A 22,233-nucleotide genomic window follows, 5' to 3' on the forward strand; every position below is an offset into this window, starting at 1 on the left:
CCACATCCCCGCGCGCCCTGGGTGCCCGGCGGAGCCGCACATCGAGGACAAGCCATCGACCTGCGAGGCAGCGAAGAAACGAGCGAACCCTGCCAGGCACCCGGATCATGGCATTGACGCGAAGAAAGCCGTGGCACGCTCCAAGATGTCGACGTCTTCGCGCAGCCGACGGTTCTCCCGCCGCAACGCCGCGAGCTCGTCCTTTCGCTGCTGGTCACCCCGCCGTCGCCGGTGCCTGCGTCGCGTTCGGCCTGCTTCAGCCACTCACGCACCGCGGTCTGAGTCAGATCGAAGTCCTTCGCGACCTGACCCACCGACCGATCGCCGCGCTCACACAGCTCAACGATCTCGGCCTTGAACTCAGCAGTGAACGAACGACGAGGCCTTGGCTTCTTCTTGCCCATGGACTCCATGATGAACATCCTTCCGGAGCAACCGCTCCTGATCTCGGATGTCCGTCAAAACGGGGCAGGCCCAGTGGCGATCAGGTTACGACCCGGGAACGCCGGATCGAACACTGCCGCCGACCACCTCACCGTGGTCAGTGACGCCCTCAAACAACTCCCCGGCCACCGGGCGGGGAGCCGACCCGGACGTCGGGTGCTGATCCGTACCGACTCGTCCGGCTGCACCCACGAGTTCCTCGACTGGATCGTCGGCCAGCGGCTGTCCTACTCGGTCGGTTCCCCCCTCCCCCGACGATTTCGCGGCCAAGCTGCCGCGGATCCGAAGCAGGCGTGGACACCAGCGATCGACAGCAATGGCCGGGTCCGTGACGCACCTGGGTCGCCGACGTCACAGCCCCTGCTCAACCTGTCCAAATGGCCGCCCGGGATGCGGGTGGACATCCGCAAGGAACGTCCCCACCCCGGCGCCCAGTTGCGCCTCACCGACATCGACGGCATGCGGGTCACCGCGTTCGCGACCAACACCGCTCGCGGCCAGCTCGCCGATCTCGAACTACGCCACCGTCGCCGGGCCCGCGCCGAAGACCGGATCCGAACCGCCAAAGACACCGGACTCAGAACCTCCCGTTACACGACTTCGGCCAGAATCAGATCTGGTGCGCGATCGTCGCCCTGGCCTGCGAACTGACCACCTGAATGCAGCTACTCGCTTTCACCGATACCGACGGCACCACCCACTAGGCGCGCCGCTGGGAACCAAAACGCCTACGACTGCGACTGTTCTCCACCGCCACCAGGCTCGCCCGAACCGGCCGCCGCACCGTCATCCACCTCGCCCGCAACAGCGCCCGGACCACTCTGCTACACCGGCCTCACCCGACTCCAGGCCCTCACCGCACCCAGCTGAAAACACCTCCACCCGTCACTACGACCCGAAACAAGCCCGGCCCGTGGAACCGACGCCCACCCGAGCGGCACCATGACGATCGCTTGATCAGTCTCGCTGTACCGAGCCAGTATCCTCGCTTGGGCGGTCGATATCGGCGACTCGAACAGCGGAATCCCAACGTACTGCTTCTTCGTTGAACGACTGAGCTCTTCGATCACCATCGCATCCGTCGGGCTGTCGCAGATGACAGGCGTTGCGCCGTTGTGGAGCAGGTCGATCTGTTCTTGCAGACCGACCAGGGCGTTCGACGGGCGATGCAGTGGAGTCTCCGGCGTGAACGAGTTTGTCCGTCCCTCCCGATCGATCCCCGACGAAGCCCACCGGCGCCAATCGCTCGTCGCGTGAGATGAACATCATCCGATCACGATGCCGATCGATCGGCGCACCACCATCGGTCCAGCTCGTCAGCCGTGTCCGCACCAGAGTGAGGTGCCACGAACCTCAGAGTTACGGACGAGAGTTCGGGAACAAGTTGCGAAGCAATGCCCGATAGTCAGATGGCATCCAAGTGTCTCTGCCCACGATACTAGTCGCCGCAGATCGGGCCGCGCGAGAACTGATGTTCTTGATATACGCAGGGTTCGGAAGGATTGTTCCTGCTCTATTATACCCGAGCGCGTTTCCAAGCAGCGTGACGTCAGTAATTGTACCGTCCAGATTCTGCACGCCGAAGTGGGCAATGGGTAGGTCGGGCATGAATGCATCAGCTGGCTTGCTCGGCCGCCCAACACGCAGAACCTTAGATCCCGGGTTTGCTTCGGCGATCTGCATTGACATCCTATAGCACGCGCCGCCGGCACCGCATTGACCGCCGGCACGAATTAGCGAGCTCGACCTAGGCATGAGTTGCGGCATGATGGGCAGGACAGCGAGCATGGCGGAAAAGAGGGCGGGGTCGTCGTGGCTAGAGACGGCGAGGATGCGGAGGGGGGTGGCGTTGATGGCGGCGCCGATTGCGTCGGGTTCTGGTTCCCAGACGGTTCCGCCTGGCCCTGCTCCGCCGGTGCCGTCGCTGGTGGTGCCGGCGCCTTCTGCTCCGTCGTTGGGTCCGGCGGGTAGTTCCATTTGGGCTTGAGACCAGATGTTGTGGCGGTTTGCGTAGTCTTGTGCGTCACTGTTTTCGCCTTGGGCGGCGATTTCTTTGGCTGTGCGTGCGTCGGTCGCTGTGGCCCCGGTGTAGGAGCCGCGGTCGGATTTAGCGGCTGGTGGCGGCGCTACTGGTGTGTCAGGTCCGAGGCAGATGGTTGTGCAGGTTTCGGTTGTTTGGGTGTTTTCGGCGTTGCTGAAGCTGGTGCAGATGGTGCTGCAGGTTCCGGGGCCTTCGCCGAGGACTGAGTAGCCGGTGGGGTCGGTTCCGTTGGTGGGGTTGTTGTTGATGTAGGCGTAGGGGCTGAGGGGTGCGCTGTTGAGTGGGTCGGGGGTGGTGAAGTGTTTGAGGGTGGGGTCGTAGAGGCGTCCGTTGTAGTTGATGAGGCCGAGTTCGGGGTCGTGTTCTTGGCCGGTGAATCCGTTGTGGATGGTGGAGGGTGGGGTGGTGAGTTCGGTGCCGTCGGGGTTGGTTCGGTTGCCGTAGGGGGCGTAGTAGGTGTGGTCGATAGTGGTGTTGGTGAGGGTGGTGTTGGTGAGGGTGGTGTTGATGCTTCCAAGGCGGTCGGTGAGGGTGTAGGTCGTGGTGGGTGCGCCGGCAGGGTTGTAGGTGATCTGGGCGACGGGTCCGTCGGGGCCGGTGATGTGGAAGACGTGGCTAGTGCCGGTGCTGGTCTGGCGTTTTTCGTAGAGGTCGCCGATGTAGGTGGTGATGTCGGGGCCGGAGGCCTTTTTGACCCGTTGGCCGTCGGCGTCGTAGGTGAGATTCCAGGTCCGGCCGCCGTTGGTGATGGTGCGAGGTAGCAGGTCGAGGGAGTTGTAGGTGAGGGTGCGGTCGCGGCCCGAGGTGAGCCGGCCTTGGGTGTCGTACTGGTAGGCGACGTTGGGTCCGGTGGTGGGTGTGGTGAGGGTGAGGGTGTGGGGCCGGGTTCCGCTGGTGCCGTAGATGTTGTTCTCGGTGACGGCGCTGTTCGTGGTGGTGGCGGTCAGGTTCCCGATGGGGTTGTAGACGTAGCCGGTTTTGGTGGTGGTGCCTCCGTGGGTGAGGGTCCAGTCGGTCAGGCGGAGCATGCTGTCGTAGTCGTAGGTCTCATCACGTCCGCCGGCGCTGGTGTCGGTGCGGTGTTTGACCAGCCCGTTGTCCCAGTACTGGTAGCCGATGTTCATGACGGACACCCCGGTGGGGGTGTTGGCGGTGATGGAGGTGAGCCGGCCCGTGTCGGCGGAGTAGCCGCGGTTGGTCCGGTAGTCGTTGCCCAGGGTCGCCTGGGTCAGGTTGAAATCGAGATTGCGGCTGTCGGCGTGCCAGAGCCTTGCAATGTGGCCGGGGGTGATGTCGCCGATCTCGGTGAGGTTCCCTTGGTCGTTGTAGGTGTATTGAGTGGTGACACGGGTCCCGCCGGGGGTCATAGCCGGATATGTGACGGTGTCGACTTTGCCGGTGTCGTCGGTGTAGGTGGTGTCCGCGCGATAGACCGGGCCGGTAGGACCGTCGGTGTAGTCGACCCTGGCCGGCCGGCCGGCTTCGTCATACCAGTAGGCGGTGGTGACGTTATCGACGCTGGTCGCCGAGGCGATCTGGCCGATTCCGTGGTCGCCACTGTCATAGACCCGCTCGGAGTGACCGGTCTGGATCCGTGTTCCCGAGCTCGTGACGTTGTATTCGGTTCCGGTCGTCATCCGGCCCAGGTCGTCGAACACTGCGCTGCGGGCCTTGAGCGAGGCGGGGTGGTATTCATCGCGAAGCTCGCCGAAGCCGGTGTAGCGCAGCTGGCGGATGCCGGTGTCAGGGTCGGAGACCTGGGTGGGTCGCCCGAGCGCATCATAGACGCTCGAGGTGATGTTCCCGGCGTCATCGGTCGTGGACTTCAGCAGGTCGAACGGGTCGTAGGCGTAGCGGGTGATGACATCAGCCAGGACACCGCTCACCTTCTTTCCATCGACGTTCACGTTCTTGATCGGGCGATCGTTCACGTCGCTGGTGGCGACGGACTTGTTGCCCTTGGCGTCAGTGGAACGGGTCTCGAACAGGCCCGTATAGGTGCGGCTGCTGAAGGTGTCGTCGGGAAGTTCGGTGTCCAGGGGTCGGTCGAGGCTGTCGTAGGTGGTGGTGGTGAACCGGGTGGGCTTGGAGGTCGCGGCGATGACCTGGTAGGGGCGGCTCTGTTTGACGATCCGTCCTAGGAGGTCATAAGAAGTGGTCACCGCCTGGGTGCCGTCGCCGTTGAACATGTTGTTCATCTGTGACACCGGTCGTCCCAGCACGTCGGTGACGGTCTGGGTGACTTCGCTGCCCCGCTGGGTAGTGGTGATGATGCCGGTCGCGCCGCCGAAGCTGTCCTCACGCTTGGAGTAGGCGGTGGTGATCGCGGCTTCGCCGGGTACCTGGGACTTAATCGGCCGGCCCAGATCGTCGTGCTGGACACTGGACTGGGTTCCGTTACGGTCCACGTTCTGCAGCGGCTGCCCAGTCGCGGGATCGGTCAGTGTCCACGTGCTCGGCTGATAGGCCGCCAAGCTGTGCGGCGACCACACCTGCGTCGGGTAGATCCCTTCATTGGCCCAGCCCGTGATCAGCGGCTCGAACTCATACCGGGTCTCCCGGTCGAGAACACCGCTGCTGTCACTGTGATACCGGATCGACCGGACCTCCCCCTTGTCGCCATACCCCATTGTGGTGACCGCACGAAGGTCGGGGTCGGAACTGCCGGGCTCGGTAAAGATCGTCTTGACCCGGCCCTTCTCATCATGGTCGAACTCCAGATGACGGGTGGTGCGATGGGGAACCGCCAGGGTGTCATCGGCCTCGATCTGCGTCACGTAACTGGTCTCGGGCACATGGATCAGCCAATCGTCGATCCGCCCCGCCGACAGGTCGAACGTCGCCGCTGAGTCCTCACCGACACCACCAGCGACCTGCCGCTGGCTGCGGGTCACATTCCCATAGTCATCACGGGTGCTGGCCAAGACCGTCACCTTGTCCGGCGACGTCGGCACCGACAGATTCGTGAGATGCGCGCGCGGGGACGGGTTGGCCGGGTTGATCAGCTCCCAGTCGATGGCGGCCTTCTGCTCCCATTCCTTCACTGTGGTGTTGCCTGAGGGCAGCACCACGTTCTTCGGGATCACCTCACGCGTGGCGCCACCGAAGTAAGACCGCGTCTCATACATCTGGGTGGTCTGGCGCACCCGGGCGGTCACCTTCACCGTCCGAACCTCGACCTGAGGCGTGGTCAGGATGGCGGTGGCCGTGGTCACGGTCGAAGGCAGCCCCGCACTGGCGTAGGAGCCCCTGTGACCCGCACCCGCGATCCGGGTGTGATTGTCGAAGTCCGTCACTGTCTCCGACGGCCGGTGCTTGTTCCACGTGAACGTCTTACTGAAGCCCAGGAATCCTCGGCCCCACACATCAGAGACCGGATTTTCGTAGGCGTACTCCGTGACGTGCGCGCCCTTGCGCACGGCCGCATCATCGGCCGGGTCGAGCAGATGCGCACGGGAGGCGACACTGCGCACTACCGTCATCCCGCGGTGGCGTCCGGCCATCGTCGGGAAGGACACCGCAGGAACAGCGGTCACCCGCGGCTGGTTCGACCATTCCGTGGAATAACTGATGTGCTCCAGCGGCCACTTGCTGTTGGAGCTGTCCCAGACCTTGGTCAGCAGATCCCCGCGGATCGCGCTGGCGGGATCTCCGAGGGCGTCCTCAACATCCGAGGGCTTGTCCACATACACCATGAGCTGATTGGCGACACCGTTTCCCTTATAGGTGACGATGTCGAGGAACCCGTCGCCGCTGAAGTCACCGATCTTCGACAGGCCCCAGCCACCGTTGTGCAGGTCCCCGTCGAAGTCGTGCAGCTTGTCGGGATTAGCGGCATCGACCAGCGTCTTGAACCCGCCACCGGCATACAAGATCGTGATACCGGCGATGTTGGTCGCCGAACCGCGCCAGACCCGGGGTGCCACCGGCATCGCAGTCGCCTGCTCGTGGAACAGCACGAAGTCGTCTCGGCCATCGCTGTTCATGTCGGCGATCTTCAGGCCTTTATCGCCCCACATACCCTCCACAGGCCAGTTCGGCAGCTCGGTGAAGACCTCCTCCGGCGCGAACCCGTTCCCGGTGTTGTAACGGACCGTCATGCAGGGGCCCGCGCACGGGCCGCCCGCGCTCACCCACCGGACCTGGGCCGCGTCCTGCAGCCCATCACCGTTGAAGTCACCGAACTCCAACTGGTTATCGCCCGGGGCCAGCGCCTCGGAGTCGAACTCATCTGCCGGGTAACGAGACCCGCTAAAGGCCGCACCGGCCACGTAACCGTCGTCACGCAGCGACGCCGTCACCCCGACCCCGTCACCACAGGAATCCAGGTAAGGCGAACTCGTGTTAGTCCGCCCCGCGAACACATCGATCCGGCCATCACCATCGACATCGACCATCGACCGCTTGCAGTCCGAGGTCAACAACGGCCGAACGCTCCCAAACCCCGTACCGGCATTGAGCTGTAAACCCCACTCGGTGACAAATGAATCACCATAAGGCACGTGACGGATACTCCCCACCGCGTCCAGCAGCCCATCGCCGTTGAAATCACCGAAATCCGGCTCGGCCGGCCCGTTGTAGGTAAATGTACCCCGGCTCGAACCATTCGAGAAACGATTCGCCGCGCTATCCCAGTGCAGCAGGTCGACATGGGTGGTGTCACTGCCATCCCGCGCCTCGTGCAACGCCACGAGCTCCGGCAGCCCATCCCCGTCTAGGTCAGCCGGCCTGCTCTGCGCGAGCGTCCGCGTGTCGTAATTACCCACGCCGGTCAGCAGACGCTTGTCCTGCAGCGCCGTGATCAGACCCGACCCTGCGGCCTTCACTCCCAGCCGGATGTAGTCATTACCTGACCCCGGCTCATGACCGAAACTGTAGATGTAATCATCCGCGCCATCGCCGTTGAAATCTGCGACCTGCATCGACGGCATATCGAACTGAATATCGGGATACCGCAACTCGAAACCGGACTCCAGCACCGATCCGGCGTAGGAGGAAAGGCCTGCGGAATACGTGAATTTCTTCGACCAGGTGCAGCCACCCTTGAACCCGCACCGCGTCACCTTTGCCAGTCGGCTCCGGCCCGTGCTGCCCTCGGTATTGTAGTCGAACGAATACTTCCACACCAGTGCCGTGTCTTTCGGGTTCGGTGCGAACATCTCCAGCGATACCAATCGCTTCCGGGTCTGCTTCCGTACACCCGACTGCCACGAGAATTCCACATCCGGACGATCATCTGAGTAATTGAACTGAACATAACGACGCTGCCCGGCACCCGATACGGTCGAATAGGCGATCTTATCGACCACGACCTCGACACTCTTCGCCCCAGGAACAGCAAGTCCCGCAATAGGCTCGAAGACCTGACTGTAAGAATACGTCATCACGTTCCCCGAACGATCAGACTCACTCTTCAGTACCCACGAATCACGGACCGTCGCCGTCGGCATGATCCCGCCACTGCTCGTGGTGTAACGCATCGGATCAGCCGAGGCTGCTGCCTCATACCGCTGATGGCGGCCATCGTCCGTCCATACCTCGAACCACTTGGGCCCCCCAGCATCAGAGTCCCGCGAGACCACCTTCGTCCGGCTCTCCGCCTCCGTGTGATATGTCGTCCACGACGCGCCATAAGAACCTGGACCCACCACCACCAGTTTCTGCCCATTCAAACAAAAACGATCGGCGTCCCCACCCGACGCTGAATCTGAATTTACGTACTTCACCCCCGTCGTCTTATCCTCGACCGACAACGATTTCCCACAACGAGACACCGATGACAACGCCCCTGAAACAGACCATCCCACCCCCAGCAGACCATTCCCACCGCCATTGGTATACCCCAACGACAACCTCGGCTGCACACCCCCCGGGCCGGCCGGCACCTCCAACGGCACCTCATAAGACGCAGCACCCGAACCCGACACGGACAAACCACCCGGCAACAACCCCGCCGGAGCAGCGACCTCCGGCACCGGCGGGTCAGAGAACACCACACCCCCCGGCAATCCCGGCGGAGAACCCTCCTCAGGCACCGCCCACCCCACACCCCCCGGGACCACCCACACCCCACACCCCACCAACAACACCCACGCCAGCAACCACCGCAAAGGACGACCCGCATCAACCCTCATCACACACACCCAATCAAGAATCAAACGAACAAACTTGGATGATCGCCGGGTCTCAGGGTCGCCCCAATCCAGGTAGTGGACATCGTGGTCTGCCCGGAGTGGCCCCCCTAAAGTTGGCCTCTTCGGCAAGTTCAAAAGCTTCGCGTGGAGGTCGGTGCGAGTGGCATGATCTGTCGCAGATGACGTGCAGCTCACGCGCGTGTCGGTCTTCGCCAAATGCTTGAAAGGCCAGGAGTTCGACGTCACGGATCGCGGATCTTCCGTTCCAGATCAGGATCGGCGAAGAACTGGAACGCCCCGACCCGGAGCGGTTGGATCTTCCACTTCCGGCCACGTGCGGGTCGCCATGGCGAACGAGACCCTCAACCGCTGGCAGCCACCGGGGCGACCCCTCGCCCAGCGATAGGCTTTCTGCCCACTCGGCTCCGGATTCGAGGGGACGGGACTGCCCCGGATGCAGTTGACTCATGGAGTTTTGAGGCTGGCGGCGTCCATTCTTTTGGGGGGATGGGTGGGGGTTTGCGCTGATGTGTGGTTGGGGGTTGGTGGGGTGAGGTAGGTGTCAAGCAAGTGTTGCGTCGATCGCTGGAAACCGCCCGGCCTGCGCCGGGTCCACGCCAGGAAGTTCCGCGGAGCGATCTTGCCACGCACACCAAGCACCGGGCAGATCGAAGCGACGCCGAACCGATCCTTCTGCCCGGCATCGAACCGGCAAATCAGCGAGATCGCGGGGCGCTCGCGCTCGCGGGGGAACTCGTCGCCGCCTCGAAGGTCTCGATGGTGCGTTCCAGATCGGCCCCTACGCTTCAACTCCCGGTTGTCCCCACCACCTTCGGGACTCCCGGAGCCTCACCGGCATCGACTGCGGCCTGGCGAACCCACCGGCGCGATGGTCTGGCGTCATTCCCGAACAGCACGCGACCCATGGAGATTCCTCACAATCACCGGCGTAATCGCGCGGTGCTCGGTCAACAGCCGGGACCGTTGAGGCCGAGATCAACGGACGCGCCCTGTCAACTAGATCCAGACCAGCGGCATGTCGCTCCGTGTCACGCCGACCGCCATTGGGGGTGTGATCGCGAGCAGATGGCGCCACGCGCCCGGCCGCTGATATCGGTCGGGCCACAGCCCTTCGCCAACCGCCAACCGCCAACATCTTGCACGCATCGAGCGATGGCCATGAGGCAAGGTGCTTTCATCAGTGCCGGACGCGTGACCTTCGTCGCTTGATCAATCCCCGGGTTAGCCGTAGTTTCGTCCATCCAGGAGCTGTCTCGTCGAGGTGGGGCGGGGGTGGCCTTCGTGCGCTCAGCGGGCGGAGGGTGGACGATCGGTGAGTGGATCGCCTCGCGGCACGGCATCGGATTTGTCGGACGAACAGAGGAATTGTCCCTGTTCGATCGGGCGCTGCAGGGTGAGTCAGGACCAATCGTGATCTATGCGCACGGTCCCGGTGGCAGCGGGAAGACCGCTTTGCTGCGCGCGATGCGTCGCCGGGCCGGCGAGGCCGGGCGCCGTTCTTGTTGGCTGTCCGATCCGACGGCCGGCACGACCTTCGCGTGGTCGTCGGACGGACTCGTGGTCTTCGTCGACAAGCTCGACCGATTCGAGTCCACCGGGTCGCTGCGCGACATCTTGTGCACCTTTCCCGCGAACGCCGTGGTGGTCGTCGCGTCCAGGCATCCGCCCGGCGTGGAATGGCGTCGGGACGGCTGGGAGCATGTGCTGACCGAGGTCAAGCTCGCACCTTTGTCGCAGGACTACTCCCTGACCTTGCTCCGGCGGCTCGGCGTACCGGCCGCGGCCGCTGACGCCATCCAGCGCTGGGCAGCAGGACTTCCGTTGACGTTGGTGCTGGCAGCAACCATGAGCGTTGCGCGGGGAGCTGTGGCTCGTGAAAGCGAGATAGCGACCAAGGTCGCCGCTGTCGTCACCGATGGCGAACAAGACCTGAGGTTTCAAGACGCATTGCATGTCTGTGTCATCGCTCGGACCACCACCGCGGAACTGCTGAGTAGTGTCTTGGGCACCGACTCGGATTCAGCGTTCGACTGGCTTGCGGGGCGCTCGTACATCGAGAGTAACGACGACCTGCTGACCGTGCACGAGCTGGTCCGGCCATCGCTGTGCACAGCGATGGCCACCGCGGCCCCGGAGCGGGACCAGCAGTTGCGGCGACGCCTCTGCGATCACTACTACCGGGATGCGGTCGCGGGCAGCAGAACGGCTTTGGCAGACCTCGCGCACCTGGTGAGCAGCCCAAGGGTCCAGTGGGGATATCGACTCAGCGCCAATGCTTGCTATTCGGCGACCTCGGTACGGGAAGGCGATGCGGCCATCGTCGGTGCGAGGCTAAGCGGCCACGGCTTCCGGGATTGGTGGGGACTGAGCCGCGGGTACTACCACTATTCCGGGGCCAACGTGGTGGTGGCGCGGGGTGGTGACGGCGCTCCGGCCGGCCACGCTATCGGCTTCGTCCCGGCGACGGCGCCGCGTGAGTTGCTGGCCGGTGATCCGATCGGCGCCGGCTGTGCGGCCTATGCCCAGCAGATCGGCGCGGCGTCGACGACTCTGGTATGGCGAGACACCATCATCCTGCCCGGCGGCACGCAGGGCGCTGCTGATGCCGGGCTGTACAGCCTGCTGAACTTCTCGTTGGTACAACGGGCCGAGATTCCACGGCTTCGCCATGCCCTCATTCTCGCGTTCGACCGCAGTGAGCGAGTGCGGGAATTCTGCCAGGAGATCGGCGGCCGCGCCGTACCCGGCCTGCGCTGGGTCGTGGACGGGCGGACGCTCGGCTGCTATCACATCGATCTGGGCATCGGCGGACTTCTGTCAGCGCAACGAGACGTGGTGTATCGGGAGCTGCATGTGCCGCCACCGAGCCTGACAACGACCGCAGCCGACGTCCGGCGCGCGCTGGATGCCTTCGGTAGTGACGACGCGCTGAGCAGCAGCCCGCTTGCCATCGGACCGGCAGGCCCCGGCCGGGCGGAGTCGGTGCGTGCCCAGCTGCGCGCCGCCGCCGAAGCGGCTCTTGCCGGATCCCCGCACGCCACCCAATTGACGACGATCGTCGATCGACGCTTCCTGCTCGGTCGCGACGCACATGACACGATCGCCAGATCACTGGTGGTGAGCCGGGCAACCTACTTCCGCAGGCTCACCGAGGCCGTCGACCGGATCGCCGCTCATCTCCTGGCTCAAGACGGCTGAGACCTGCTGAGACGAGGTTGAACCCGCCGGCGCCTTGTTCGACGGTCTCACCTCACCGACCATCGGAACCCACCGACGCGACATCCGATGACGCGAGGTTCTCGACCCCCAATCCGCCCCGCTCTGCTGTGCTCTGCACATGGAGGCGTCATGCCCTGGAAGACAATCACCACCGCGCTGCTCGGCATCCTCACCGCGACCCTTTCTCCGATGGCCGCGAACGCGGAAACAACCGCCGTTTCCTACCACGATCCGTCCTTCGGCTCGTCGTGCCGATGGCATCGGTTCGGTGAGGGCGAGAAGCCCCCGTGGTACCTCTACGCAGAGAATCCGCTGTGCGTGGAGTACAGCAAGCGGGACATCACCATCGACAACGGCGGGGCTCTCGCCTTTCTGCTGGCAGAGCCGTCCCGGTTCGCTCTGGCACTGCCGTCCTGCCGGTACTGGCAACTCGATCACTGGAGTGTTCAGAACCATCCGGGCGACGTTGCGTATGTCAGCTGGAACGGAAGCTACTGGTTCGACAAGGACACCGGTGGGGCTGGAATCCTGCTCAAGGACTTCCGGATCAACGGCATGACCGTCGGCGTCGGTGACGTCGTTGAAGCACTACGGCCGACATTCCCTGCTCTGGCTGAAGTCCTGGCGCGTTACGGCAACGAAGCCGGCCAGACCGGACTCAGCATCGACATACCGACTGCCTGGTGGTGCTAGGTGGACCGGCGAGCGGTCATCCGTGGTCTGTTGATCGCGATGACCTTGCCGTCTGTCACTCTGCCGACGACAGCGTCGGCCACCGGTGACAGCGTCACTGTTTCGGCCACCACCTCGACGCTGGAGGCCTTTGCGGACACCGTCGTCCCGGGCGCGAAGCGGTATTCAGGCGATGCCGCCGTGGCCGGTGTGGCCGGCCCGCCCGGCGGGGCCGACATCGGATTCCTCGATCTGCTCCGACACCCACTAGTTGCCCTGGGCCCGCTTCTCCCCGAGATGGCGGCCGGACTCAATGTCGCGGCCACGGCGTACGCGGTGGCCCACCTGATCCCGCTCCCGTGGGGCCTACCACCGTTCGTCGGATTGGCCTTCCCACATCGAACCGCTGTCTTGACGGACCTGTTCCAGCGCGATCGACCTGACCGGCTCATCTGGATTTTGCTGGCATTGCTGGTGTCTGCCGCATTCGATTCTGCCCCGCACCGACACACCGTCGAGGCTTTATCGAACGGCCATCCGGGGCTGAAATTCCTGGGCTTCCCAGCGGTAGGGCCGGATGGCCGATGGCGGTGCGCCGAGTTCTCCTACGGCCGCCAACTCGCGAACCCCCACCCTGCCACCACGGCGAAAGGGAGTCCGTCGTGACCGTAGAGACAACAGACGTCGTGGTGATCGGCAGCGGCTTCGGCGGCGCGATCCCCGCCTTCCACTGCGCAGCCGCAGGCGCTCGAGTCGTCGTTCTCGAGCGCGGTCCGAGGCTCGCCGCCAATGACCTCGCTCAGGACATGGCGCTCGGCTCCTACACGAGAAGCATCGACGCGATCATCGGGGACGGTATGACGGTGATCGCCGGCAACTGCGTCGGCGGCTCCAGCGTGGTCTACTTCGCGGCCTCTCTGCGCACACCGGGCTTCGTCTTCGACCGGCGGGGCAGGTCAGGGCAACGGATCTGGCCGAGCTCGCTGAGCCGCGCGAGTCTCGACCCCTGGTACGACAGGATCGAGTCCGCCCTGCCGGTTGCTCAACAGGACTGGTCCCAGGTCTCGTACGCCGGCGGCGTGTTCGCCGCGGCCTGCAAACACGCGGGCCGGACCTGCAACCCGGTACCGGTGGCAGTCGATCTCGAGCGATGCACCAACTGCAACTGGATGCTGTCTGGCTGCGTCTTCGACGCGAAACGCTCGATGCTGCACAACTATCTGCCGGCTGCGGAGTCCGAGGGGGCCGAGATCCGGCCGCTGCACGAGGTACAACTGATCACACCCGCTCTCACGCCGGGCTACAGATACCGGACCACTTCTCTGTGTTACGCCGACGGTGCAGTCCCCTCAACGGAATGCATCGAGAGCAAGGTCGTGGTCCTCTCCGCTGGCACGGTCGGAACGCCGATCATTCTCCAGCGATCCGCCTTACTACTCGGCGGCGTCCCCGCAGCGGTCGGTCGCAACCTCTCTGGAAACGGCGATCGGGTCAGCGTCGCGGTAACGAACGACGACCGCGTCCGCGACGTCCTCGGCCTCTCGCGTGCTCCCGGCGTGGGCTACCAGGCCCTCCCGATCGGGAAAGCGATCACCGCCATGACGTTCGATCACCTGGACGGTGGTCTGGCGGAGTTCGAACGCTTCTCCCTGCAGCAGATCTACTTCCCAGCGATGACGAACATACTGGCGGCTGCCCCCGGCTGGTGGGGAACGGGCAAGAAGGAGATGCGCAGGCGCTGGCGCTCGTGGCTGACGATGCTGGCCATGACCGAGGACGAGAACGAGGGCACCTTCGGCGCTCCGCCACCGGTCGGCAGCTTCACCAGACTCGCCCCCGCCCTTGCCAGCGGAACGATGCGCTACCGGCCGACAGCGAACACCAGACGTGGCTGGGCCGTCGCCGATGCGGAACTCAAAAGCATTCTGGAACGTGATGGCTTGTCGACCGTCACCCCGTGGCACGAGGAGCCGGCCGGAGTTGTCACCGCTCATCCGCTGGGCTCGTGCCGGATCGGCGACGACCCATCGACCTCGGCTCTGAACGACCACCACGAGTTGCGCGGCCACCAGGGGCTGTTCGTCACCGACGGTGCTGCAGTACCGACCGCGCTCTGCGTCAATCCCTCGCTCACCATTGCCGCGCTCGCTGAACGAGCCTCCACCTTCGTTCAGCAACGTCTGGCCGCCTCCGGAGTCGATCTCCGTCCAGTCGGCACCCGCCTCACCTAGGAGTGGTCGACATGCCCCTTCCCCGACGTACGTTCCTCGGCGCGGCCGCCGCAGTCATCGGCGCGACCGTAGTACCCGCCGACTTCGCAAGTGGCCAGCCAGTCGGCCCGTTCTTCGCCCACGGAATCGCATCAGGCGATCCCCTCCCGGACGGGATCCTGCTCTGGACTCGAGTGACGCCGACCGCCGACTCGATGCCCGGCTCCGCAAACGGCCCGATCGTAGTCGTGCGATGGCAGATGGCTACCGACGCCACGTTCGGCACAATCGCAGCGGCAGGGGCCGTGACCACAGGTCCGAACCGCGATCACACCGTCAAGATCGACGTGAGCGGTCTCCAGCCCGCGACCGACTACTGGTACCGGTTCCTACTCAGTGACGATGCGGTATCGCCAACAGGCCGAACTAGAACTGCCCCCGCACGTTCCGCGCAGCTCGACCACCTACGGCTCGGCGTTGTCTCATGCAGCAACTGGGAGGCCGGCTATTTCAGCTCGTACCGACACCTGGCGCAGCGTGGAGACATCGACCTGATCGTGCATCTCGGTGACTACCTCTACGAGTACCGCTCCGGCGAGTTCGCCAACCGCGGCCGGCCGGTACGACCCTGCCAACCCGCCAACGAGCTCCTGACGCTGGCCGACTACCGGATCCGGCATGCGCAGTACAAGACAGATCCAGATGCTCAGGCCTTGCACGCCGCCCTGCCATGGGTCGTCGTCTGGGATGATCACGAGGTCAGCAACGATGCCTGGTCTGGCGGCGCCCAGAATCACGACCCCGCCACCGAGGGGCCTTGGGCGGCACGCGCGGCGGCAGCGCACCAGGCCTACACCGAATGGATGCCGGTCCGCTTCGGCGCAAACGGACAGATCTACCGACGACTCCAGTTCGGCAACCTGGCCGAGCTGTCCATGCTGGATCTCCGCACCTACCGATCTAAGCAGGCGGCCGGAACCGCCGTCGACGACCCCGACCGCACCATTACCGGCGACGGACAGATGAGCTGGCTGAAGCAAGGGCTGGCTGCCTCGACGACGCGGTGGCGACTGATCGGCAATCCGGTGATGATCTCCCGGCTGGATTTCGGTGCCCTTCCAGCCTGGCTCCTCGGACCGCTCGCCAAGCTACTCGGCATCCCCAGCAACGGTCTGGTCCTCAGCCCTGACCAATGGGACGGCTACAACGCCGACCGCAACGAACTGGTCGACTTCATGCAGAGCAACAGCATCGGCAACGTCGTCTTCCTGACCGGCGACATCCACACATCTTGGGCGAACGAGCTGACCACCAAGAGCACCGTGCTATCCCCCACCGCCGTCGAATTCGTGGTGCCATCGGTAACCAGTGACAACCTCGACGACTTCCTCGACGTTGCCCCAGGCACCATTTCGCCGTATGCCGCCGACCTTCTCCGAGCCTCGAACTGGCACGTGAAATGGGCCGAACTGGACCGCCACGGGTTCGCCGTCTTCGACATCCGCCCGCAGCGATGCCAAATGGACTGGTACTTCGTCTCCGACCGCAAGGACCGCAATGCAACCACACGCAGGGCCGCCAGCTGGCAGGTCAGCAACGGCTCCTCCCGACTGCGAAAGGTCTGAGATGCTTTCATCCGTAGACGACCTGATGGCTTCCAGATGGCGTGGACAGCCAGGCAGACTCGAGGTCTGGTACACGACGCTCACCGATCCCCTGACCGGGACCGGAGTCTGGTTGCACCACGAACTCGTCTCGCCGACCGACGGCAGTGCCGTCCGGGCACACGGGTGGATCGCGATCTTTCCTGCCGTCGGCCCACCTGTCCATCGACGCTTCGGACCGGCCGGCTGGTCGACGAGCGAGTCCGCGATCTTCACGGCCGGACCCGTTGAAGTCACCGGAAGTCGACTGGCCGGCAGCGCCGATGAGGCCACCTGGGATCTGCGAATGACACAGCATGGCCCCCCTCTGTTCACTTTTCCCGCCTGGGCATGGCATCGGGGAATCTTGCCTGCCGCGCAGATCGTGCCCTGTCCGGCGGCCAGCTATTCAGGGATCGTTCGCTATGGAGGGCAGGAGCTCACCGTTGTCGACGCGCTCGGTGCGAACGCCCGCATCTATGGCCACGGCAACGCCCAACGATGGGCCTGGCTGCATGCCGACCTCGGCGACGGGAACCTCATCGAAGTAGTCGCCGCAGTCTCCGGAAGGCCAGGCCTGCGGCACCTGCGCCCCCTGCCGTTGGTCCGACTGCGGCTGGACGGAGAAGACTATCCGCGAGGTGACACTCTGCTCGCCGCCAGGCGTCTGCGCGCCGAGTTCAGCACACTCGACTGGCGAGTCCACGGGCGCATCGGTCACCACATGATCAACGTCGAGGTCCACCAACCCGTCGAACAAACCGTCACCGTCTCCTATCTGGACCCCGACGGAACACAGAAGATCTGCCGTAACAGCGAGCGTGCGACAGCCGACATCACCTGGACCACCGCCAACGGCAAGACCGAGCGGCGCTGGCGCATCGACTCCACTGCACACGCAGAGGTCGGCGGATTGGCCTGACGATCCATCACCCGTTGAAAGGACCACCATGAACCGAGTCCACCGCTATCCGAGATCTCTGCTTGCCATCGCAGTTCTGATTGCCGCTGCAGTTGTCGCACCGAGCCCTGTGCAGGGCTCAACAGTCGCGAACGCCACGACCACATTCCCCAGTGTGATGACCTACAACCTGATGCTGCTGCCGAGTGGACTGACCGACTGGGAGCCCGACCTGCGCGCTCGACTGGTGGGCGACTCTGCGGTCCTGCGGGGATCCGACGTTCTCGTACTGACCGAACTGTTCGACAACAGCGCGACCGACGACTACCTCTTTCCCCGCCTCGCCCCTCATCACCCTTATCGCACGCCTGTGGTCGGGCGATCTACATCCGGGTGGAACCGCACCACAGGCGGTTACATCGGTACGCCGTTCGAGGACGGCGGCGTCGCTATCGCCAGCAAATGGCCGATCCGCCATCGGGCCCAACACATCTTCACCGATGGCTGCGGAGCGGACTGGTGGTCCAGCAAGGGCTTCGCCTACGTCATCCTGGACGTCGCCGGGACCCGCGTCCACCTCATCGGTACACACCTGCAGGCCAACGATTCCAGCTGCGACCCTGGCGAGCCAGCAAGTGTCCGCGCGCGGCAACTGGCGACGATCAACTCCTACCTCCGAGCTCTGACGATCCCGGCGGCCGAACCGGTACTGATCGCTGGCGACCTCAACATCCGCTACGGCAGCAGCGAATACAGCCGGATGCTGAGCCTCCTGTCCGCGGATGGTCCTACCCGTCTGCTCGGCCAACAGGCCAGCTACGATCCGGCGACCAACTCGATAGCCGCCTACCGCTCCCCGGGCGGCTCGCCCAGCCGCCTCGACTACGTCCTGCCGCGCCGCGGCCACCGCACACCCACGTTCGGCTGGAGCAACACCATCACTCCCACACACTCGGCGCCCTTCACCATGCGAGGTCGCACCTTCACCGACTTCTCAGACCATTACAGCGTCATTGGCCGACCTGCTAACTGAACGCTCAGAAATTGCAGCAGATGACCTCGAGCCGATTCGCGCGCTACTCGCCCATCCCACATACAACCGAGAACCGGTATCTTCGGAGACTGTGACCATGCTCCAATCGCGGGCTCTGACCAGGTCGTCAAGCCGGCCCGCACCAGAGTCGCCAACTCGAATCCCCGCTTCTGCAGATGATCCGTCAACTGCGACCAACTGTCGGGCGCGTACCCGACCTTCCAAGTTGCCTCAGTACTCAGGGTGTCCTTCAAGCCGCGATCCCTGAGGAACTCCAGCGGCCACCCACCAGTTGCCCGAAGCAACTCACGCCGGAAGACCTTTCCTGCCTCCTCGACGGCTTCATGCACCCACTGACGTTCTTCCTGAGCAAGAACGAACCCAGGGTCGAGGATCTCACTCATCACAACCTCCGAAGAACAACCGACAACTGTCGAACTCGAACATCGCCGTCCCACCCCGAGGTCAGAACCCGGGTCGGGATATCAAGGAGTCACAACTCGGGGCCATGATCAGGTACATCGGGACGTCCCAAAGATGGTGACCGTTCTCGACGGCTCTCACCTCCTGATCACGGAACGCGCCCGCGACACCAAGTTGCGGGGGCGTTCGGTTTCCAGAGCGTCAGTATCGATGGCCGGCAGGCATCAGAAGTAGGTCCCGCACCATCCGACATCCACCGTCGCGAAGACGCGGTCCGCGTGTGCGGCCGCCGCCGGATCGGCGACTCGAGCTCGGCCGATCCCCGCCAGAGTCGACGGCCGATAAGTACCGAGGTAGATCATGGCCAACGACTCGGCATCGACGATGAGCTGAGGTGGATCGTCGACCAAGGTGACCTGGCCACCTGCCAATCGGTAGCGACCGGAATTCCTGGGCAGACAACGGTCGATCACCTCGATCACCAGTGGCCCCGGATCCCCGTACGTTCGGCAGGCAAGCGCCAGCCGAACATCCACCAGCCGCAGCCAGAGTTCTGCATCGGAGCTCTCCTTGGTCATCGCACGAGAGTCAGTCAGCATCGCGGAAAGTGGCTCATCGACCGGCCTGCTTCGCACCACCAACTGCTCGACCATGTCTATGTTGAGCAAGAACCGCCAGAGTCCATTGGCCACTGCAGCGTTGGCAGCCTGGAAGTCGTCCACCTCCAAGGTCGCGCCGCCTGCTGGATCCACACTCAGCGTGGGCCGATACACGACGAAACCGTCGTCACCGCCCGCGCCACGGTGAACCGCGATCCGCAGGTACTCTCCGAGGCCGACCGGCCGGTCGTAGTACACAGCCCACCACGGCCGCGGCCTCATCAGAGCACCCGTCCGCAATTGCCTCATCCGTGAGTAGAGCCCGGGAAGACTGCGCACCGCTTCCGCTGGGTCGATCAAGCGCACCTCGCCGGCCAGCGGAAGATCTGCGCGGAGCTCCGCGCGTGCCGTGTCCAAGTACGTCGTACGCGCCTGGGTGGCCACTCCGTATCCAAACCGGCCGTAGATGCCCGGTTCGCTGGCGTGCAACCCTGCGAATGGTTCTCCCCTGGCCGCGATCTCTGCCAGCTGCTCACGCATCAGCGCTGAGAAGACACCGCGCCTGCGGAAATCCGACCGCACACCGACTCTAGTCACAGCGGCCATAGGGCATACGGTCCCACCCGGCACGGTAACCGCTGAAGTCCACGCCAGTGCGGTGCCAACCATGCAACCTTGCGTGTAGGCGGCCAAGGTGCGGCCGGGCTCGAAACTGTCTTGTACGAACGCCCATTGATCATCAGAGGTCGGCGGCATGTGCAGTGTCCCGCGAAACAGTGTGTGTGCCGCACGGGCTTCGCTGTCTTCGATCGGCCGTACAGTCAGCTCGCTCAAGGGCCCTCGAGAGGGGGTCGCGGGGTGCTCGCCGATCACAGTGGTCCTCCTCGGCTGGTCTCGTCCACCACCGACCGGCAAGCCGGCGAGCAGATCGGTATCCCGACGCCGTCACTTGCCATCAGGCACATGCTGTCTGGCTGGGATCTTGAAGTGCTGTCGAAACTTCTTGTGCGCATCGCTCGCCGGATTCGACCGCGCCCTCCATATAGCCGGTCCATTGAGTCGCAGTCTCCGTACCTGCCCAATGCAAGGGGCCAACGGGCGCGCGGAGCGCGGATCCGTATCTCGTCAGCGTCATCGGCACAGCGAAAGCCCCATAGCAGCCTCGGCTGTACTCCTCGAGCGCCCAGTCCTTCTCGATGTAGTCGATCGGGTTCGCTGCCCTTGGACCGAAGTACCCGGCAAGGTCCTCAAGGACGAGGCGACGGCGCTCTTGAGCGGACAGACGTTGAGCTGTGTCGGCGAACACGCCATCGAAGAACCCGACGAGGACACCAGGAGCATTGGACGGTGGCGTGTTGTCGAACACTGTGCCGAGCGCTCTGCGATCGCTGTTGGCCTGCCCTGACAGACCCGCCGCTCGCCAGAACGGTTCGTCATAGACGACGTTGACCTTGATGACGCGTCCCATCGGCATTCGCTGGAGCAATTGGTCGCGATCTCCCGTCAACCACGGGGAGAAATTGATACGGACAGCCAACGGCGGCGGAACCGCTACGACGACCCGCTGTCCGCGGTATTCGACGCCTCCAGCGATCACGGCTGCTCCCGTCGCGGACCAGGCAATCTCTACCACGGGCCGGCTCAGATGGACTCGATCGCCAAGGCGGTCGGAGAGCGCCAGAGCGACACGTTGGGACCCGCCCAGCACGCGTTCCTGTTGAGCTCCGCCTGAGGTCTCGATCAGTGCATCGAGGCCGCCTGCCGCGCCGATATATGCGTGCGCCCAGAGCGCGGAGACATCCTCAGGCTCTGCACAGAAGATGGATTCGGTCGCCAGACGAAGCAGCGCCCTCCCGGCTTTGGTGCGCAGGTTCGTCCGAACCCAGGTCGCGAATGTCTGGCCGTCGAGTTCATCGGCATTGGCAGCAGTCCACGGGGCATCTGCAGGGACTTGCAAGGCAGATCGATCCAGCCTGCTCTGTCCTCTGGCGATGTCCGCGAGATTGACAACACCCAACTTGGGGATCCGCCCGGCGTACTCCAGTCGCTTACCTTCGATCTCCATGACCTTTCGGCCGTCGTCAAACGTCGGATAGGTTCCTAGCCCCAGCTTGCTGATGAGCGAATGCATCCGGTCCTGAGTCGGCCCGATCCACTGGCCGCCGACCTCGATCGGCCCGCCATCGGGCAACTTCCCGTTCAACAGCCTGCCGCCGACGCGGTCACGCGCCTCGACAACCACGACGTCGTGGCCCTTCGCCACCAGCAAGTCAGCCGCCACCAAACCTGCGAGTCCTGCTCCTACAACGACGACCTCAGCAGCTGTCATGGTTGCCCCTCCTTACTGGTTCCGGCACCGGCAGCCGTTCGAAAGATCATTCCAAAACCGGTCAGCACGAGATCGACATCAGATCCTGAGGCACCGATCAGGTCGATGAGTGCCTCCGGCGCCAACGCAGCCGCCAGCACTTCGACGGAACCTGCGACGCTGTGGCTCCTAGAGAGATCCGGCCTGGGAAGTCGACTGGGCACTAACGTGGTCGCAACCAACGCGCATAACAATCCTGTCCGGGCCGGTCCAAGCCAGCGCGGGCGCTGAACGCCACAGGCGAGGATGTCCGCCACATCGCGAGGTATCACGTCGGTCAACGACGCGCCGCGCGGTACTTCGGTCATCAAGTTCTCCCAGGCGCGTGTACTACTCAATCGTCAGGAGCAGACTGTCTACCGGACCCTCCCATTGACCACGAGCGCGCGCATGGTGGTTCTCCCCAGCCTCGAACCCCAAGAATGCGACTTACTGACATCAGTGGTCAGCCGTGCCTGACTGCGGCGTACACCTTGCCCAGTGGCCACGCTTGTCCGCGTAGGCGCCGACTCCGCAAACTGCTGC

At 64.2% G+C, this 22,233-nt stretch carries 12 protein-coding genes and 1 pseudogene; 8 read left to right on the plus strand and 5 right to left on the minus strand.

Annotated features, from left to right (window positions below):
- Window positions 1-404, minus strand: a 404-nt coding sequence (locus G3I17_RS37735) for a transposase (protein WP_164603951.1), incomplete at its 3' end; no start/stop codon positions are given.
- A 79-nt stretch (window positions 405-483) separates the two neighbouring features.
- Between G3I17_RS37735 and G3I17_RS37740 the strand changes: the two are divergent.
- Window positions 484-1,314, plus strand: a pseudogene (locus tag G3I17_RS37740) (IS1380 family transposase); the annotation flags it as partial.
- Window positions 1,315-1,803: 489 nt separating this feature from the next.
- Here the strand turns inward: G3I17_RS37740 and G3I17_RS37745 are convergent.
- Window positions 1,804-8,619: an RHS repeat-associated core domain-containing protein gene (locus G3I17_RS37745; RefSeq protein ID WP_275402658.1), complete on the minus strand. Its 6,816-nt coding sequence runs from the start codon at window positions 8,617-8,619 to the stop codon at window positions 1,804-1,806.
- A gap of 1,431 nt (window positions 8,620-10,050) precedes the next feature.
- Between G3I17_RS37745 and G3I17_RS37750 the strand changes: the two genes are divergently transcribed.
- The 7 genes from G3I17_RS37750 (at window position 10,051) to sph (ending at window position 18,318) form a co-directional block, all read left to right on the plus strand.
- The gene (locus G3I17_RS37750; RefSeq protein ID WP_164603955.1) at window positions 10,051-11,838 is read left to right on the plus strand and encodes a hypothetical protein; all 1,788 of its coding nucleotides are present in this window, start codon (window positions 10,051-10,053) and stop codon (window positions 11,836-11,838) included.
- A 150-nt stretch (window positions 11,839-11,988) separates the two neighbouring features.
- Window positions 11,989-12,552, plus strand: coding sequence for a hypothetical protein (locus G3I17_RS37755; RefSeq protein ID WP_164603957.1), 564 nt, complete (start codon window positions 11,989-11,991; stop codon window positions 12,550-12,552).
- A 39-nt stretch (window positions 12,553-12,591) separates the two neighbouring features.
- Entirely contained in the window at window positions 12,592-13,197 is a 606-nt protein-coding gene (locus G3I17_RS37760; protein WP_239063310.1) for a DUF5987 family protein, read from the plus strand.
- Window positions 13,194-14,762 carry a GMC family oxidoreductase gene (locus tag G3I17_RS37765; protein WP_203591307.1) on the plus strand — a complete coding sequence of 523 codons (1,569 nt, stop codon included), beginning with the start codon at window positions 13,194-13,196 and terminating at the stop codon, window positions 14,760-14,762. Before G3I17_RS37760 ends, G3I17_RS37765 begins: the two co-directional genes overlap by 4 nt.
- Before the next feature lie 11 nt (window positions 14,763-14,773).
- Window positions 14,774-16,366, plus strand: a complete 1,593-nt coding sequence (locus G3I17_RS37770; RefSeq protein WP_164603961.1) for an alkaline phosphatase D family protein — start codon at window positions 14,774-14,776, stop codon at window positions 16,364-16,366.
- A gap of 112 nt (window positions 16,367-16,478) precedes the next feature.
- Window positions 16,479-17,306 carry a hypothetical protein gene (locus G3I17_RS37775; protein ID WP_164603963.1) on the plus strand — a complete coding sequence of 276 codons (828 nt, stop codon included), beginning with the start codon at window positions 16,479-16,481 and terminating at the stop codon, window positions 17,304-17,306.
- Between the two features lie 157 nt (window positions 17,307-17,463).
- Complete coding sequence (gene sph, locus G3I17_RS37780) at window positions 17,464-18,318, plus strand: sphingomyelin phosphodiesterase (protein WP_164603965.1); 855 nt, start codon at window positions 17,464-17,466, stop codon at window positions 18,316-18,318.
- Window positions 18,319-18,965: 647 nt separating this feature from the next.
- Here the strand turns inward: sph and G3I17_RS37790 are convergent.
- From G3I17_RS37790 to G3I17_RS37800, 3 genes are all read right to left on the minus strand, one after another.
- Window positions 18,966-20,174: a GNAT family N-acetyltransferase gene (locus G3I17_RS37790; RefSeq protein WP_164603969.1), complete on the minus strand. Its 1,209-nt coding sequence runs from the start codon at window positions 20,172-20,174 to the stop codon at window positions 18,966-18,968.
- A 121-nt stretch (window positions 20,175-20,295) separates the two neighbouring features.
- Entirely contained in the window at window positions 20,296-21,669 is a 1,374-nt protein-coding gene (locus G3I17_RS37795; protein WP_164603971.1) for a flavin monoamine oxidase family protein, read from the minus strand.
- Window positions 21,666-22,016 carry a hypothetical protein gene (locus G3I17_RS37800; protein ID WP_164603974.1) on the minus strand — a complete coding sequence of 117 codons (351 nt, stop codon included), beginning with the start codon at window positions 22,014-22,016 and terminating at the stop codon, window positions 21,666-21,668. The genes G3I17_RS37795 and G3I17_RS37800 overlap by 4 nt, the downstream gene beginning before the upstream one ends.
- Window positions 22,017-22,233: the final 217 nt, after the last annotated feature.

The sequence above is a fragment of the Streptomyces sp. SID13031 genome, from assembly GCF_010548305.1.
Taxonomy (GTDB): domain Bacteria; phylum Actinomycetota; class Actinomycetes; order Propionibacteriales; family Kribbellaceae; genus Kribbella.

Coding starts and splice junctions, on each gene's coding strand:
- G3I17_RS37745 (WP_275402658.1), bottom strand. CDS start 8,619: ATGAGGGTTGATGCGGGTCGTCCTTTGCGGTGGTTGCTGGCGTGGGTG.
- G3I17_RS37755 (WP_164603957.1), top strand. CDS start 11,989: ATGCCCTGGAAGACAATCACCACCGCGCTGCTCGGCATCCTCACCGCG.
- G3I17_RS37760 (WP_239063310.1), top strand. CDS start 12,592: ATGACCTTGCCGTCTGTCACTCTGCCGACGACAGCGTCGGCCACCGGT.
- G3I17_RS37770 (WP_164603961.1), top strand. CDS start 14,774: ATGCCCCTTCCCCGACGTACGTTCCTCGGCGCGGCCGCCGCAGTCATC.
- sph (WP_164603965.1), top strand. CDS start 17,464: ATGACCTACAACCTGATGCTGCTGCCGAGTGGACTGACCGACTGGGAG.
- G3I17_RS37795 (WP_164603971.1), bottom strand. CDS start 21,669: ATGACAGCTGCTGAGGTCGTCGTTGTAGGAGCAGGACTCGCAGGTTTG.
- G3I17_RS37800 (WP_164603974.1), bottom strand. CDS start 22,016: ATGACCGAAGTACCGCGCGGCGCGTCGTTGACCGACGTGATACCTCGC.